A 14,608-nucleotide genomic window follows, 5' to 3' on the forward strand; every position below is an offset into this window, starting at 1 on the left:
AAACGGGTGAAAAGACAAAACAACCCAAGCGGTCGATCTTCGAGCGTTCATTTCGTTGTTATTCAGCTTTAGTGGTGCGTTTGAATGATGAATTAAACAGCTGGTCTTACCTAGTTTACTCACGGAAAATATCATTTCAAGCGCCACACTGATTTTGCAAAATTGGCGGTCGAATTTCTGGAGAAAAGGCACGTGAAAGTACCGCTTTGAAACTACACCGAAGCAGTTGCTGGCGCGCCTGGAGCACTACCCTCTTCCCCCGACGCATCGCCGCTATTCTTGCGCTTGTGACGAACCGCGCGATAGATCAACACCACCACTCCATAGAGCAGCGTGATGACGATGCCCGCCTTCAGATAACCACAAACCCAACAGCCGCGATTCGCGTTCGAAAGACCATAGGAGAGCGCCACTGGGTCATCCGTGATCGAATCTTCAGCGGCATAGATGCCGTCGCGCAAGGTCTTCACCGCAGAATCGATTCCTGCTGCAAAGGGAATATCGGCAGGGATCGCACCCACGGTAGCCTGGTTCTTCACCAGCGTCTTGCCGTGCTCAGTATCGCCCGACATGGCATTTGAGGTGGCAGATCCGGCAGCAGCAGGCGTGGTGCTGGGCGTGGTTGCACTGCCCGCTGGCGCAGTACCTACAGAACTGCCGCCCGCTGACCCACTCGCATCGCTCGAGGCAGCGTTGCTCGAACCCGCATTGTTCGAACCCGCGCTGTTCGATGAGCCATTTGCACTAGAGCCACCTGGGGTCGTGTTCGTGGGGTCGTTAGGTTTAGCGGGGCTAGAGTTTGCGTTATCCGAGCTAGCATCTCCCGCACTGGCAGAATCATCGGGGCTGCCCGAACCAGTTGAGTCCCCTGAGCCATTTACGCCTTCGTTGTTGGAGCCTTCATCGTTAGAGCTATCACCAGAACTATCGCCATCTGAGCCATCACCGTTGGAGCCAGCTCCCTCAGAATCGCCGCCATCAACGGATCCGTTGCCCTCATCATCGCTCGGTTCATCGGGTGCGGGCGCTTCGACCGCTTCCTCTTTCCACTGTGCAACGATCGGCAGCGAAGCTCCTTCGCTGGTGGAATGATCATAAAGGTAGCGCCAATGATCTTCGATGTTCACCTGAGACCCGGCAGGCAACAGATCAGCCTGCTCGCCTACCATCCACCCTGCGAAAACATAGCCTTCACGCTGCGGCTCTTCAGTTGGTAGCGCGATAAGATATTGGTCAGCATGCCCCTCGACCTGCGATCCATAATAGATGTTGGCGTCATCGTACGTAGCGCTTCCGTCCAGCGTGCCGCCGTCAAGATTGAACTGGGCGGTGACCCCAAAAGGCTTGACCGTGATCTGGAATTCGCGATAGATGTAATAGCGCCAAGGGGCGCCCTCAACGAAGGAATAGTGGAACTCCTTTGTGCAGCCCATCTCGAGCGCTTCCTTCACCGCGTCGTCGAAACCAGGAAGCTCGTTCGTGCCAACAGGAGAATAGATCCCGTTCGAATTCGGAGCCACGAAGCCATACTCGTTACCGCTATGCTTGAAGGTCGAATCGACCAGGTAACCAGCCTTCGGACGAACAAAGAACTCAACGGGGATCTGGTGAGATTCCTCAAGAACCTCCCCAGGCTGAAGCTGAACGAGCGGAGCTCCCGCGACACTGTAGAACAGGTCGATGCCGTCGGAATCGGACGAGAGCTTGTAGAACCACGGGTCGTTATGGTCGGAGGTGGTACGGGTCGCTGAGGATGGTTCGTCAGCAGAAGCAAAGCTCGTAACCGAGAACGTACTGAATGCGAGCGTAGGTACCAAGATCGCCACGATAACAGCCGTACCCACCGAGCCTTTTTCCGCCCTTGCAGAGCGCTTGCTCGTGGTTGATCCTTCAGCTTGCGCTCGGCCATTTTCGTCCTGTTTGTCGAAGTGCCGTTTCTGAAGATGGATGGCAACGCCAACCGCGATTATCGCGATCCACCAAATTACTGCGAGCACCATGCCATCAGGCCAGTCGATGGTGTTGAAACCCAGCAAGAAATAGAGCGCGATGAATGCGATCGAACATACGGTAAGTATTGCGAGCACTACCCAATTCAGTAGCTTCATGGCACGCCTTTCGTTTATCTAGCAAGCTGCTTGAGATGTAGGAATTTGTTTGTTGAGAGCTCCTGGCATCGCGTCAAACAGCAACACGATCATTAGAGTTCACTGTACAGAGGTCATATATAAGACGCAACGAAAAACGAGCTTCTCCATCAAATCTAGGGGTCAGGGTCACAAACAGGACAGCGGCCAGACCCCTATTGCTTTAATCTGGTAAGCGTCTTCTAACAGAGGGAGTTTTATGGCCTTGCCGATTAATATTGCTCGCGGAACGTATGGCGGAGAAGAAGCAGTTTTCCTTTCGTTTTCGCTTTACGGAGCCAAAGGAATTATGAGCACGACGAAAGAATACAACTTGGTTTATATCCCTAAGTCAAACACTTGGGCTGGCGACGTAATTTCCTGTGGGGAATGGATCGATCTTGGCGAAGAAGAGATTGAGGCGCTACGACAAGAATTCACGCTCGATGAATTGATATCAATCTTATCCCACACCAGTTCTTAGGATCTCTGGAAAGACTCAAAGTTACTGCGTGTTTCTACGCATATTCAAATCAAAAGGATGTCCCTATTTCGGTCACAACTCAAACACAAATATACTTATAATAGAAAGCCAGAGTACGCAGCTAGTCTTGTCTCAAGCTAATTCATAAAAGCTGTTATTGTTTCAGAACTCTTCGCGACACCCTTCGAATGTTCAGACCCGAAAGGAACCAACAAACTCATGGGCAAAAGCAAGTATAAAGCAATTGACCTTTTTGCTGGTATTGGCGGAATTAGAATGGGTTTTGATCAGGCATTTGGAAAGGATATTGAAACCATATTCGTCAGCGAAATCGACACTCCTGCTCGCAAGACATATCAGGCAAACTATGCCGATACATTCGAAATAGCTGGTGATATCACCTCAATAACAGCTTCGGAAGTTCCTGATTTTGATATTTGCCTTGCAGGATTTCCGTGCCAGGCTTTTAGCCTCGCTGGTAATCGAAAAGGCTTTGAAGACAGCTACAAAGGCCGCGCTCGAGGCACGTTGTTTTTCGACACGCTTCGAATTTGTACCGAACGGGAAAACAAACCTAAAGTAATCTTTTGCGAAAACGTTAAAGGTTTACCGATTCACGATAAAGGACGGACTCTATCTATCATCCTGAACTCCCTTCGTGAAGATGGATATGTACCTTTTTATAAGATCTTAAACTCTAAGAATTTTGGTGTGCCACAGAATAGAGAGCGCATATATATTGTCGCTTTTCGTGAAGACATCGCACCCAGTAGCTTCAATTTCCCAACGCATGCTGGGGAAAAAAAGACGATCGCCGACATTCTCGATCCAGCACCTATTAGTGCTAAATATTATCTTTCCGATGTTTACGTAGAAACCTTGCGTAGGCATCGAGCAAGACATGAATCTCTGGGTAATGGGTTTGGCTACGAGATTCGTCCCTTAGACAGCATTGCTGGGGCGATTGTCTGCGGGGGCATGGGGCGCGAACGAAATCTGATAATTGACCATCGCGAGCATTCCATGACTCCTGTCACAAACATCAAAGGTGAAATCAATAAAGAAGATATCAGGAAAATGACACCGCGAGAATGGGCAAGGTTGCAAGGCTTTCCAGAAAGTTTCGTGCTCCCTTTAAGCGACACTCAACACTATAAGCAATTTGGAAACTCGGTAACTATCCCCGTAATAAAAGCAATTGCGGAACAAATTAAGGCGGTACTTGATAATGCCCAATAAGATGAGCGGCAACAAAGGTGAATGGTCGGAACTTTATGCACTGTTTAAAATTCTCGCAGATGGGCGAATTTATGCAGCAAACGATAAAGCTGAGCGCATTGCAGAGGTCTACTATCCCGTTGTAAAGGCGACCAGGGATGAGAGACAAGGTTCAACGGTCGAATATTATATTAATCGTGACGAAGGTACCATAGACCTAGTTGTAAACGGAATTAAAGAAGGGGTTATCCCTAAAACAACGCTCGAGGAAAAGGCAGAAGAGCTTCTGTTTGAAATCAATATGAACTCAAACAGTTTTGAAATTACTCAGATCGAAGACTTCGCAAACAGTATCCTTATCCATAAAATCAAAGCTCCGTCTACCGACAAAACAGATATTAGTCTGAGGATTGAGGATCTCTACACAAATTCACAGCAGGATGTCGGCTTTTCTATCAAATCGGAGCTGGGACATTCTCCAACTCTTCTTAATGCAAGCAAAGCCACAAATTTTATTTTTACTGTTAGAGGATTATCTGAAGAAGACATTTCGCGAATTAATGCAATCGATTCTCGCTCAAAAATCAAAGACCGCATTGGCGAAATCTACTCTTCAAGGGGTTCTTTTTCGTATGCTGGCATGGTAAGTGAAGTCTTTGAAGAAAACCTGATTTTAATCGACAGCCTTCTTCCTGACATCGTTGCTAATATGCTCTTAATTGCCTATAGCCGTGACATATCTTCTGTTAAAGATTTGGTTGAAATATTAGCCTGCGAAAACCCCTGCGGATTCAAGCGAGCTGATGTCTACGCATACAAAATTAGAAAGATGCTCTGCGCATGCGCACTAGGAATGAAACCTTCTACCCTATGGGACGGCAGCGAAGAAGCAAACGGCGGATATATTCTTGTCAAAAAAGACGGAGAAGTGCTTGCTTACCATATTTATAATCGAGAAGCATTTGAACTATACCTGCTTGAACATACATGCCTTGAACGTCCTTCGACATCTAGACACGATTATATGAGCCTCTACGAAAACAACGGCGAGGTTCAAATTAAACTCAACCTACAAATTCGATTTAAATAGTTGAAAACTTCGAGTAGCTAATTGCTCGAGATTACCCACTGTGTTCCGTTAGAGTTGCGAGCCTTAAAACTCCAGTATTTTGGCTTGCTTCCAAATGCAAAAGTCCTGGCTTCACTGCCAGCATGGTTATGGTTGCATCAGCTTTGATGCAGGTTGTGGCTGTGGATCCCGTTTGCGCGATGAGGCCGCTGGGGCAGTCTACGGCTAGGATCTTAGTGCTGTTTGCTTCGCGGGCTTGATTCGCGAGGGCGATCCAATTGTTGTAGGGTTCGCGGACGGTGTCGTGAGTGAACCCTGTTCCTAAGATAGCGTCGATCATCAAGGTGGATGAATCGAGCAATGCGGCCAGGTCCTGGGTGTTGGGATCGATCATAATATCGAAGCCGCCAGCCTCACAGGCAAGCAACGCGTTCGTGCGGGCCGGTTCAGCTTTCAAGTCCTTCGCCACATCGCGAGAGGCCAACATAACAGGATAGCCCTGAGCAGCAAGTAATTCGGCAGCTACCCAGCCGTCTCCCCCGTTATTGCCTGAGCCGCATAGAATCACAATGCGCTGTTCGCCTATCGGGGTTTCATGTTCGCTGAGCATTTCTACCGCAACTTCAGCAACTGCGGCACCTGCATGACGCATCAGCTCGGCTAACGGAGTGCCAGACGCGGCGATCTCTTGTTCCCAAGCCACCACATCAGCAACGTCCATCACACGCTTCTCCAGCTCCTGGCGATCGGTTATTAGCCTGCTCATTTCGCTCCCTCTGCCAAATCCAACAGGTATTCGCGGTACTCATTCTTCAAACTCTTCGGCGCGTGAATGCGCACGGTGCCGCCAAGACCCGCGACCCACCCGAAGAACGGCTCGGACTTGCGGATCTTCACCACTGCCTTCGCGGTGGTGCTGTCGTGTTTGAACCATTCAGCAGCTTCGCCAAAGCGGTCCATGATGATCTCGACTTTACTTCCGTCGACCAAAAGCTCTGCCGTAACTGGCTCGCCACTGAAGCGGCCGAAGCTTTCGTATTCATCGCCGCCAAAAGAATAGCCTGCGATGATGTCATTTCGTATCGCGCGCTGATCGGAAACGCGAAGCTTATCCATGCGGTCGATGCGGAATTCCGAAAGGCCATCGCGCTCTTCATTCCACGCGGTCAAATAGTAGAAACCTTCTGCGTAGGTGATGCCCACGGGCGTGACCACGTGAGGTTTGCCTTCGTGCGTGGCCTCACGCATGCCGCTCATAGCATAGCGATAGTACATGAATTCCACCTGTTTGTTCTGCCTCATGGCATCATGCAGGATGTCGATGTATTCGAACACGCTTTCGCTCTTGGAGGTGATACGGCCTGCCACGTGAATGCGGCGGTCGAGCTGCTCGCGCTCATGGTCGCTGGCCAGCAGCTTCAGATTCGTGATGAGCGTGCGCGACTGACGGTTCGTAAGGAATTTGCACGACTCAACCGCATCGACTAAAAGCATGAGCTGGGATAGCGTGAAGTCGCGGCGCACGATTGCGTACTCGACCGGGTTGCGCTGATACGTTTGGATGTCCAAGCCGAACTCGCGCAAAGTTTGCAGATCGCGATAGATTCCTTTGCGCTCCGCAGGGATGTCGTAGCTATCCAGCCGATCGATGATCTGCGCCATGGTCAGGCCGTGTTCAGCATCGGTCTCTTCTTCAAGTATCTGCTTCAGGTAGAGCAGCTTCAATTTCGATTTGCTGTTGTTCGGCATATTCACCTCGTTTTGTATCGGGCTTTGCTCCCAGGAATCCCATGCATTGTTCTAGTTGATGATACTTCATATTACGCATGAATGCACTAAAAGGTGTCCCTGGATTGGGACAGGGGGAAATTTGCGCTTGTCCCGAAAGTGGGACAGATTCATAGTTCCCAAGAGCCGATACTGAAGCCATGCGAAGCGGGTGAAGCCAACAGGCAGCCTCGGCCCGCTTCGCATCGATCGTTGGAAGGAGGAGCAAAAAATGAACACTGAAACGAACCACCGATTCGAATGCTGGAACTGCCACACGAGCATTGCCGCAAAACACGCCAGATCGACTTGCCCTCAATGTGGGGCCAGCTTGGTCTTGGAAGACTTCGATGTTGTTGCCAGCGAATGCGCCGAGCGTTATCGCCGCGCCGTTGCACAATCGAGGGTCTTGAAGGATCGGCTCGATAAACTCGAGCGCCCGCAGAAACGTTTCAGCCTCTTCGGAGCGCTCCTCTTTCTTACGGCTCATCCCTGGATCAAGAAACTACACAAGGAGCTGCGTGGGTGCGAACGCGAATTGCATGCAGCCAAGAGCGAGCTCTATGAACTGTCGAAGGGGCGTTGGTTCACAGACCCACGTTATGCGGCTTCGGGTCAAGCGCCTGGACGTGGGTGTGAGGTGCGCAGGGCGCGCTACAACCCTTCAGGATGCTTCATCGTAACGCCTGGGGAAAGCGATTGGCGCAATGCACGCACCCTGCAGGAAGACGAAGACACCCAGCCCTTCCCCTGCACGCAACATCACGCGGCCTAGCTGGGGGACGGGTTCATTTTTGTCTGGGACAGTTTGGGGACAGGTTAAAGTGCGTTTGATTTGAAGTTTGAGCCTGTCCCTAAACCGTCCCGGACAGGATTGAACCCGTCCCCAATTGGTAGAATAGGGAGTCCATCGAGATAGTGCGCGGGACACTTTTGCCTCCGTCCCAAAGTGTCCGGCGTGGTATGGTTTTGAACGAAGGAGGGCGCGATGGAAGAGATTCGTGAATCGAGATCAGGACGGACGCGACGGAACCTTGCAGGTGAGGCGTCGTTCGTTTCGTTCGCGCCTACCGCGCTGCAAGATATCTCGATCGAATGGTCAGACGATCTGGTGCGCAATGTTGCTGAAGCTGAGTTTGCGCTCGGGCAGTTAACGGGTTCGTTTAGTGCGCTTTCAGCTGAACAGCAGGCAGAGATGGTCGAGGTTGCGATCGCAAGCGAGGCGGAATCTTCTTGGAAGCTTGCCGAAGGACGCGAGATCGGCATGCCTGCAGGACTGGTGCTCGACTCGCCTTCGATCACCGCACCCGCGATCGAATCGCCGTTCACGTTCTTCGGCGGGTCACCCTTTGGCGCGCCAGCACCACTTGACGATATCGATCTGCGCGAGATAGACGATCTGGCTGCAGCGTTTCGCTATGCGCTCAAGCCCTTCGACGATCTTCCGCTGAGCAGGCGCTTACTTGAGAACACCCATTACCTGATGACTCAAAGTCCGCGCTACGAAAAGCGCTACCCGGGCGAATTTCGCCGCTCCCCCAACTGGATATCAGGCCCAGACAGCACGCTCGCAACGGCACGCTTCGTCCCTCCCGTAGAAGAAGACATGATCGAGGCATTCAGCCAACTCGAACATTTCATTCATAAAGACTCGGATCTGCCCGTGCTGGCGCGCATTGCGCTGACGCACTACCAGTTCGAGGTCGTCCACCCCTTCATCGATGGCAACGGCCGCATCGGACGCATCCTCACCGTGTTAATGCTGCTCGAGGCAAGGCAGATCCCTGCGCCCATCCTGCCCCTTTCGGATGTACTGCGAGAACGCGCTATGGGTTATTACGGCGCTATCGAAGCCGTAGAGCTTGATGGCGACTTTGAAGGCTGGATCCGCTTCTTCGTCAACGTGATTCGCGAAGCCGCTACGCGCGCCCAGGCGAAGATAGAGAGCGAGACGGGCGAGGTCTAACCCCTCAGCGCTCCATGGGGACACTTTTGCCTCCATCCTTTTTTGTCCTGCTAAGAGCCTGAGCCTGTGTGCGCCGCTATTTCACGAGCATGCGAGCACACTGTCGGCAGGTAAGAGCGTAATAAGCCAACATCAGCACGAAGGTGACGCCAATGGTTCCACCAACGATCAGCGGGAATTGACCAGAACCGAGCGAGAAGGCTAGGAACGCGATCAACGCCAGGCCGAAGATGCAGTGCACCAAAGCGCCAACAAAGGGAGCTGCGAAATATATGGCAGCCTGTTTGCGCACCGCTCCCTTCAGCATCTTCTCTGAAGTCCCTAATTTCGCGAGCGTCTTGTAGCGCTCGATGGACTCGACCCCTTCCGAAAGCTGCTGCAGCGCCAGCACAGCAGAAGCCGTGACCAAGAACGTAAGTCCATAGAAGATACCGATGTAGCCAATGGGCGAAAGCGCATCGATCAGTATTTCGTTTGAGCCCAGACGCATCCCGACACTGAACGCCATGCCTGACACCATCATGCAGATGGACACCGCTACAAGCACACAAGTGCAGGCCATCGCGGTCGACGACGCGCCCACCTTCCACTCGATCTGACGTGTAACGAAGCTGTTCAACCCACGCCAATACCAATCAGGATGACGGCGCGCGCGGCGCTCTGGAATACGCCCAGCAAAATAACGGAAGATCAAGCCCGTGCCGAAAGTGGCAGCCACACCAAGCGGCACGATGAAACCAAGGAACAGCGGCAAATTGAACAGGCACGCATACCAAACCACCAGATTCAGCGCGAATCCAACAATGGGTTGCAGGGCGCGCGGAATGCGCGAGGTCTTCACGCTCTCTTGAGGCGTACGGTCTTCGCTCAGAAGCTCGAGCAGGCTCTTTTTCCGCATGGACCGCATGCCCAACAACGTTGCGAACAGCATCAGAGCACAAAAGCAGCCGCTCGTCCACATGATCGCTTGAGGGAACACTTCGAGCACCAGGCTCCAGGGCGCGTTGAAGACGAAAGCTGCTACCACACCGAACAGCGGTGAAGCGAGGATGCCCAGCACTATCCCGCAGACGAGAGCGATCACGCCCACGATCGCACCTTCGAGCAGAAGGATCATCGAGACGCGCGCACCACCCATACCTAAGATGCCGTAGAGCGCGAACTCGCGGGAACGGCGGCGCAGGATGAAGCGGTTAGCATAGAGCACCAGGAATGCGAACACGATGACCATGAAGATCGAGAATGCTTCTGTTATGTTCGCCGATGAAGCGCATAGATCGCGCTGTTGGTCGGTCAGGTCGAGTGCGAGCAGATAGTCCATCGATGAAGTGAACGCGTAGAGCAAACACGCAGCTAGCATGAGCGTAAGGAAGTAGACGGAATAATCCGAAAGAGCACGGCGAATATTGCCGAATGCGATCTTAAGATACATGGAGCTCCTATCGTGTGAGCGTGTTGATCATGCAGCAGCTTGCAGGGTCATTGCCAAACGGCGACTGTTGAACGATGCCGCTTGCATGTCGATGAAGCCGAGCGGGAGGCACGCCTATGGCTGACGCGCCTCTGTCGACACAAGCCCTGTGGGCCGTGCTTCTAACCTACGCTGTCCCGTTGCCCGAAGCCATCGATTTGTCTTACACCTCCCTTTCAATTCCGTAAGAGTGATCGTGGGGGTATCTTGGGGGGACGGAGGCGAAACCGTCCCGGACAAAATGGGGGCAGGTCCCAAAGTGTCCCCGACAGATTTAGACCCGTCCCCAAAGTGTCCGGCGTGTCCTAGAATAGGAAGGCGTATCGAGGCGTTCGCAAGGAAGGAGGCGGCATGCCAAGGCGTCGGATGTTTTGCTATAGCTTGTTCGTGCTGCTGGGCTTTTCGCTCGGTTGTTCCGAGTTCGTGGTCATCGGCATCGAGCCCGAACTTGCCGAGAACTACGGCCGTAGTGTCGCGCAGATCGGCGACCTTATCAGCCTGTTCGCGCTTTCTTACGCTATCGCCACGCCGCTGCTCTCCGTGTTGACCGGCTCGATCAGGCGGTCGACCATTCTTACGGTCTACCTGGTAATATTCGTGGCGAGCAACATCGCTTCAGCCTTCGCTCCCACCTTCGAGGTGCTGCTCGTATCCCGTATCGTCATGGGCGCGGTCTCGGGTGCACTCCTGGCTGTTGCCACCACGTACGTGCCCGACTTGCTGGGCGCCGAACATTCATCCATGGGCATTTCGGTCATCTATGCGGCATTCTCTATCGCGTTGGTGCTGGCCACCAGTGCCGGGCGCTTCATCGTCGAATACCTGAACTGGCATATCGCCCTTGATGGCGCTTTCGTATTCGCTCTGATCGCAGCTGTTCTACTCGTGCTGTTCACGCCGCGCGAACCTGCACCAAGACCTGGCGGCCAGAACAGCGCACCCTCTCATTCTCTTCGTGAACAGATCGGGCTGCTGAAGGAGCCGACCATCGTCTTCGGCGTGCTCATCTTCACCTTCGGCGTTGGCGCAGTCTACACTTTTTACGGCTACGTGGCGCCTTATCTGGAGACCTATCTTGGGTTCGCGCCCACGCAATCGGGCATCATCCTGTTGGTGTTCGGTGTGATCTGCATCGTATCCGACCTGATCTCGGGCGTGGTCGACCTGCGTTTCGGGATGAAGCCGATCCCGGGAATGCTGTTTGCTCTTGGGTTGGCGCTCGTTGCGCTATGGGCCTGCGGGGCCGATGGCATGCTGGCGCTGGCACCCATCTTCCTTATCGCGCTGCTCATGTATAGCTTTTCGATCTCATGCATTACCATGTTCATGGACGTGGCCCGCACAAGGCATCCGCGCGCGCTGGTGCTGGCGGCTTCGATCGAGCCGACTTCGTTCAACATCGGCATCGCTTTTGGCACCATGATCGGCGGCCTTGTGGTAACGAACCTCGGTCTTGGAAACGTTGGTCTTGTCGGCGGTATCTTGGCCGTGCTCTCTTGCGGCTGCGCCGCCCTCGCTCGCCATTTTTGGACGCGCACCAAGTAGACAAATTGGGGGCAGCCCCCTTTTTGTCCACTTTCTTGAGGGACGGAGGCAAAACTGTCCGGGACAGTTTTGCCTCCGTCCCTTTTTTGTCATTGCGTCCATTCTGAACCTGTCCCCCTTTTGTCCCGGACAGAAATGAACCCGTCCCCAGAGCGGACGCGGGATGAAGCCGAAGCTGGCGGGGCGGTTGATATAATGGAGGAGGTAATTCTTGGCTGCGCAGATGCGGCAGCCAACGCACGAAAAGGAGACGCTCATGCGTGTACTTGTGGTGAACGCAGGAAGTTCCTCGCTCAAAAGCCAGCTCATCGAAACTGACGGCAAGGTTGCGCTCATGAAGTGCCTCGCGGAAAAGGTCGGCACGCCAGACGCGTACATGAACGTGTCCTTCGCGCCCGACTTCCAAAAGACCACCTACAACGTGGCCGACCTGAGTGTTTCCGAATGCCTGGCCAAGCTGCTCGATGTGCTGGTGGATGACCCCGAATCGCCTATCAGCGCGCTGAGCCAGATCGATGCCATTGGCAACCGCATCGTAGCGGGTGGCGAATACTTCACGAAGTCGGTCATCGTTGACGATGATGTGCGCGAAAAGCTTGCCATCTGCGAAGAGCTTGCGCCCCTGCACAACCCACCAGCTGATGCCTGCATCGACCTGATGCGCGAACTGATGCCCAACACCCCACAGGTGGCCGTTTTCGACACGGCCTTCCATGCCACTATGCCTCCGAAAGCCTACATGTATCCGCTGCCGAGCGAATACTACGAGAAGTACCGCATCCGTCGCTATGGCGCACACGGCACCAGTCACCGCTATGCCGCACAGCAGGCCGCGAACCTGCTCGGTCGACCGCTGCGTGACCTAGGTCTGATCACGTGCCACCTGGGCAACGGCGGCTCGATCACGGCGGTGAATCATGGCAAATCGATCGACACCTCTATGGGCTTCACTCCGCTCGAGGGCTTGATGATGGGTACGCGTTCAGGTTCCATCGACCCCGCTATCGTCACGTATCTGATGCGTCGCGAGCACAAATCCTTCGACGAAATGGACGAGATCCTGAATAAGAAGAGCGGCATCTTGGGCGTTTCAGGCGTTTCAGCTGATATGCGCGATGTGCTGGCCGCGGCTGATGCGGGCGATCAGATGGCTGACCTGGCCATCGAGATGTATGTCTATCGTATCCAAAAAGCTATCGGCGGCTATTACGCTGCCATGACGCGCACCGATGCGGTGGTCATGACCGCGGGTATCGGCGAAAATTCTGCCGAGTTGCGCGAGCGCATCTTCAAGGGCCTGGCCCATATGGGAATGATCCTTGACCACGAACGCAACGATGTTACGGGTCAGATCGGCGTGAATCGCATCATCTCCATCGACGACAGCCCCATCAAGATCTGCGTGGTGACTACCGATGAAGAGATGCGAATCGCCCGCGAGACCGACAGCCTGGTAAGCCAAGCGTAAAAGTTAACCGAGCTGAACCTGTCCCCATTTTGTCCGGGACAGATTTGAACCCGTCCCCCTAAGAGGTGGGGACAGGTTCAAGGCAGGCGCCTTGAAGTTAAATTAGGCTTCGAAGAGGAGCGCACCGTAGGTAAGACCGGCGCCGAAGGCCACCGCGATGATCTTATCGCCCTTCTTGATCTTGCCGCTCGCATAGGCTTCAGCAAGCGCGATGGGCACGCTGGCCGCACTGGTGTTGCCCGTATGCGCAAGGCTCACCAGGAAGCGATCCATATCCAGATCCAGGCGTTTGGCCGCGTAACGGATGATGCGCTCGTTGGCCTGATGAGGCACGATCAACGCAATATCGTCAATGGTAAGCCCAGACTGCTCGAGCACTGCCTCGATACCGCTGCACAGCGCACGCGAAGCGAATCGGAACACTGACTGGCCCGCCATATGCACCGTAGACTTCATCAGCTCGGGTTCGACCTCGAGAGATTCGCACAAGGTAGCATAGGAGGGATCTTCCGCATCACCGAGCAGTTTGCCCTGTTCGTCAAAGGGCGTATTGGACGCGAAGATCGAAGCGCACGTGAGCGTATTCTTCGTGTCATCGATGGTCTTCAAGCATGTTGCGATGATACCAGGAGCTTCCGCATCCCATTCCACCACTGCTGCACCCGCGCCATCGCCGAAGAGCACGCACGTGCTGCGATCCTGCCAATCAAGGATGCGCGAAAGGCGATCGACGCCCACCACTAACGCACGGCGCATAGTCTGCTTGGCAGCACCTTCGGGCAGCGCGCAACTTGCCGCCAGCATGGAATCGGCTACCGAAAGTCCGTAGATGAAACCAGAGCATGCAGCGTTCAGATCGAATGCGACAGCATTTTCCAGTCCCAGAACACGCTTTATACTGGCCGCCGCAGAGGGAATGAGCGTATCAGCCGAAAGCGTGGCGCAGATTACCAGGTCGATGCTGGCTGGATCGATAGGTTCTTCGCACCAAGCGCTTTCCCCATCGCTTGCCGAGGCGGCCGATCCAAGGGCGAGAGCGGCAGCATCGCAAGCCAGCTCGAGCGTAGATTCGCTCACGGCCACATGGCGCGAACGAATGCCAGTGCGTTGGAAGATCCATTCATCGTTCGTGTCGACGAGCGCCTGAAGCGCATCGTTTTCAATTTCGAGTTTTGGCAACGCCTTGCCCAGGCCCACGAGCCTCGTTCCCATGCTTCCTCCTGCCAGCGCCGAGCGCTGCGAATCGAATTGTTCTGAATAGTGGTGAAAACGCTTTTCCTACGTTTGTTTTTCGAAACCATAATAGCAAGAATCGGGCGCGCATTTTATGGCAAGATGGAATCAGGCACTTTGCGCCCGATGATGCGTCAAAGGGCCTGCCGCCTGGCACGACCGAACGCAGGCTGGGCGCGACCGAACGGATGAGCCGAATGAACGTGTCAAACGAATGGGTCAAACGAATAGGCCAAAAGAGCGAGCCGAACGAATGGACTA

Annotated in this window: 12 protein-coding genes; 7 read left to right on the plus strand and 5 right to left on the minus strand. The window is 53.8% G+C overall.

What is annotated here, in order from left to right; all coding sequences use genetic code 11:
• Positions 1-212 precede the first annotated feature (212 nt).
• Positions 213-2,108, minus strand: coding sequence for an InlB B-repeat-containing protein (locus tag NFR25_RS00510; RefSeq protein WP_251197294.1), 1,896 nt, complete (start codon positions 2,106-2,108; stop codon positions 213-215).
• A 238-nt stretch (positions 2,109-2,346) separates the two neighbouring features.
• Between NFR25_RS00510 and NFR25_RS00515 the strand changes: the two genes are divergently transcribed.
• The 3 genes from NFR25_RS00515 to NFR25_RS00525 all read left to right on the plus strand — a co-directional run bounded on the left by NFR25_RS00515 (position 2,347) and on the right by NFR25_RS00525 (position 4,918).
• Entirely contained in the window at positions 2,347-2,610 is a 264-nt protein-coding gene (locus tag NFR25_RS00515) for a hypothetical protein (RefSeq protein WP_251197295.1), read from the plus strand.
• 219 nt (positions 2,611-2,829) lie between these two features.
• Entirely contained in the window at positions 2,830-3,849 is a 1,020-nt protein-coding gene (gene dcm / locus NFR25_RS00520) for a DNA (cytosine-5-)-methyltransferase (protein WP_251197296.1), read from the plus strand.
• Positions 3,839-4,918, plus strand: a complete 1,080-nt coding sequence (locus NFR25_RS00525; protein WP_251197297.1) for an HpaII family restriction endonuclease — start codon at positions 3,839-3,841, stop codon at positions 4,916-4,918. The genes dcm and NFR25_RS00525 overlap by 11 nt, the downstream gene beginning before the upstream one ends.
• Positions 4,919-4,949: 31 nt before the next feature.
• On the opposite strand, the gene NFR25_RS00530 is transcribed toward NFR25_RS00525, so the two are convergent.
• Positions 4,950-5,663 (minus strand): NAD(P)H-hydrate epimerase, encoded by a 714-nt coding sequence (locus tag NFR25_RS00530; protein WP_251197298.1) that lies wholly within the window; start codon positions 5,661-5,663, stop codon positions 4,950-4,952.
• Complete coding sequence (locus NFR25_RS00535; protein ID WP_251197299.1) at positions 5,660-6,646, minus strand: helix-turn-helix transcriptional regulator; 987 nt, start codon at positions 6,644-6,646, stop codon at positions 5,660-5,662. The genes NFR25_RS00530 and NFR25_RS00535 overlap by 4 nt, the downstream gene beginning before the upstream one ends.
• Positions 6,647-6,896: 250 nt before the next feature.
• Between NFR25_RS00535 and NFR25_RS00540 the strand changes: the two genes are divergently transcribed.
• On the plus strand, positions 6,897-7,439 hold the full coding sequence (locus NFR25_RS00540) for a hypothetical protein (RefSeq protein ID WP_251197300.1): 543 nt from the start codon (positions 6,897-6,899) through the stop codon (positions 7,437-7,439).
• 213 nt (positions 7,440-7,652) lie between these two features.
• The gene (locus tag NFR25_RS00545) at positions 7,653-8,630 is read left to right on the plus strand and encodes a Fic family protein (RefSeq protein WP_251197301.1); all 978 of its coding nucleotides are present in this window, start codon (positions 7,653-7,655) and stop codon (positions 8,628-8,630) included.
• 76 nt (positions 8,631-8,706) lie between these two features.
• Here NFR25_RS00545 and NFR25_RS00550 read toward each other — a convergent pair whose 3' ends face one another.
• Entirely contained in the window at positions 8,707-10,062 is a 1,356-nt protein-coding gene (locus NFR25_RS00550; RefSeq protein ID WP_251197302.1) for an FtsX-like permease family protein, read from the minus strand.
• Positions 10,063-10,452: 390 nt separating this feature from the next.
• Between NFR25_RS00550 and NFR25_RS00555 the strand changes: the two genes are divergently transcribed.
• The gene (locus tag NFR25_RS00555) at positions 10,453-11,646 is read left to right on the plus strand and encodes an MFS transporter (RefSeq protein ID WP_251197303.1); all 1,194 of its coding nucleotides are present in this window, start codon (positions 10,453-10,455) and stop codon (positions 11,644-11,646) included.
• A gap of 256 nt (positions 11,647-11,902) precedes the next feature.
• Positions 11,903-13,114, plus strand: coding sequence for an acetate/propionate family kinase (locus tag NFR25_RS00560; RefSeq protein ID WP_251197304.1), 1,212 nt, complete (start codon positions 11,903-11,905; stop codon positions 13,112-13,114).
• 102 nt (positions 13,115-13,216) lie between these two features.
• Here NFR25_RS00560 and NFR25_RS00565 read toward each other — a convergent pair whose 3' ends face one another.
• Entirely contained in the window at positions 13,217-14,326 is a 1,110-nt protein-coding gene (locus NFR25_RS00565; protein WP_251197305.1) for a beta-ketoacyl-ACP synthase 3, read from the minus strand.
• Positions 14,327-14,608 lie beyond the last annotated feature (282 nt).

This window comes from Anaerotardibacter muris (assembly GCF_943192915.1).
GTDB lineage: Bacteria > Actinomycetota > Coriobacteriia > Coriobacteriales > Eggerthellaceae > Anaerotardibacter > Anaerotardibacter muris.

What these genes read in the sequence shown, in the direction of transcription:
- NFR25_RS00510 (WP_251197294.1), bottom strand. Translation starts at nt 2,108, where the DNA reads ATGAAGCTACTGAATTGGGTAGTGCTCGCAATACTTACCGTATGTTCG.
- NFR25_RS00515 (WP_251197295.1), top strand. Translation starts at nt 2,347, where the DNA reads ATGGCCTTGCCGATTAATATTGCTCGCGGAACGTATGGCGGAGAAGAA.
- dcm (WP_251197296.1), top strand. Translation starts at nt 2,830, where the DNA reads ATGGGCAAAAGCAAGTATAAAGCAATTGACCTTTTTGCTGGTATTGGC.
- NFR25_RS00525 (WP_251197297.1), top strand. Translation starts at nt 3,839, where the DNA reads ATGCCCAATAAGATGAGCGGCAACAAAGGTGAATGGTCGGAACTTTAT.
- NFR25_RS00530 (WP_251197298.1), bottom strand. Translation starts at nt 5,663, where the DNA reads ATGAGCAGGCTAATAACCGATCGCCAGGAGCTGGAGAAGCGTGTGATG.
- NFR25_RS00535 (WP_251197299.1), bottom strand. Translation starts at nt 6,646, where the DNA reads ATGCCGAACAACAGCAAATCGAAATTGAAGCTGCTCTACCTGAAGCAG.
- NFR25_RS00540 (WP_251197300.1), top strand. Translation starts at nt 6,897, where the DNA reads ATGAACACTGAAACGAACCACCGATTCGAATGCTGGAACTGCCACACG.
- NFR25_RS00545 (WP_251197301.1), top strand. Translation starts at nt 7,653, where the DNA reads ATGGAAGAGATTCGTGAATCGAGATCAGGACGGACGCGACGGAACCTT.
- NFR25_RS00550 (WP_251197302.1), bottom strand. Translation starts at nt 10,062, where the DNA reads ATGTATCTTAAGATCGCATTCGGCAATATTCGCCGTGCTCTTTCGGAT.
- NFR25_RS00555 (WP_251197303.1), top strand. Translation starts at nt 10,453, where the DNA reads ATGCCAAGGCGTCGGATGTTTTGCTATAGCTTGTTCGTGCTGCTGGGC.
- NFR25_RS00560 (WP_251197304.1), top strand. Translation starts at nt 11,903, where the DNA reads ATGCGTGTACTTGTGGTGAACGCAGGAAGTTCCTCGCTCAAAAGCCAG.
- NFR25_RS00565 (WP_251197305.1), bottom strand. Translation starts at nt 14,326, where the DNA reads ATGGGAACGAGGCTCGTGGGCCTGGGCAAGGCGTTGCCAAAACTCGAA.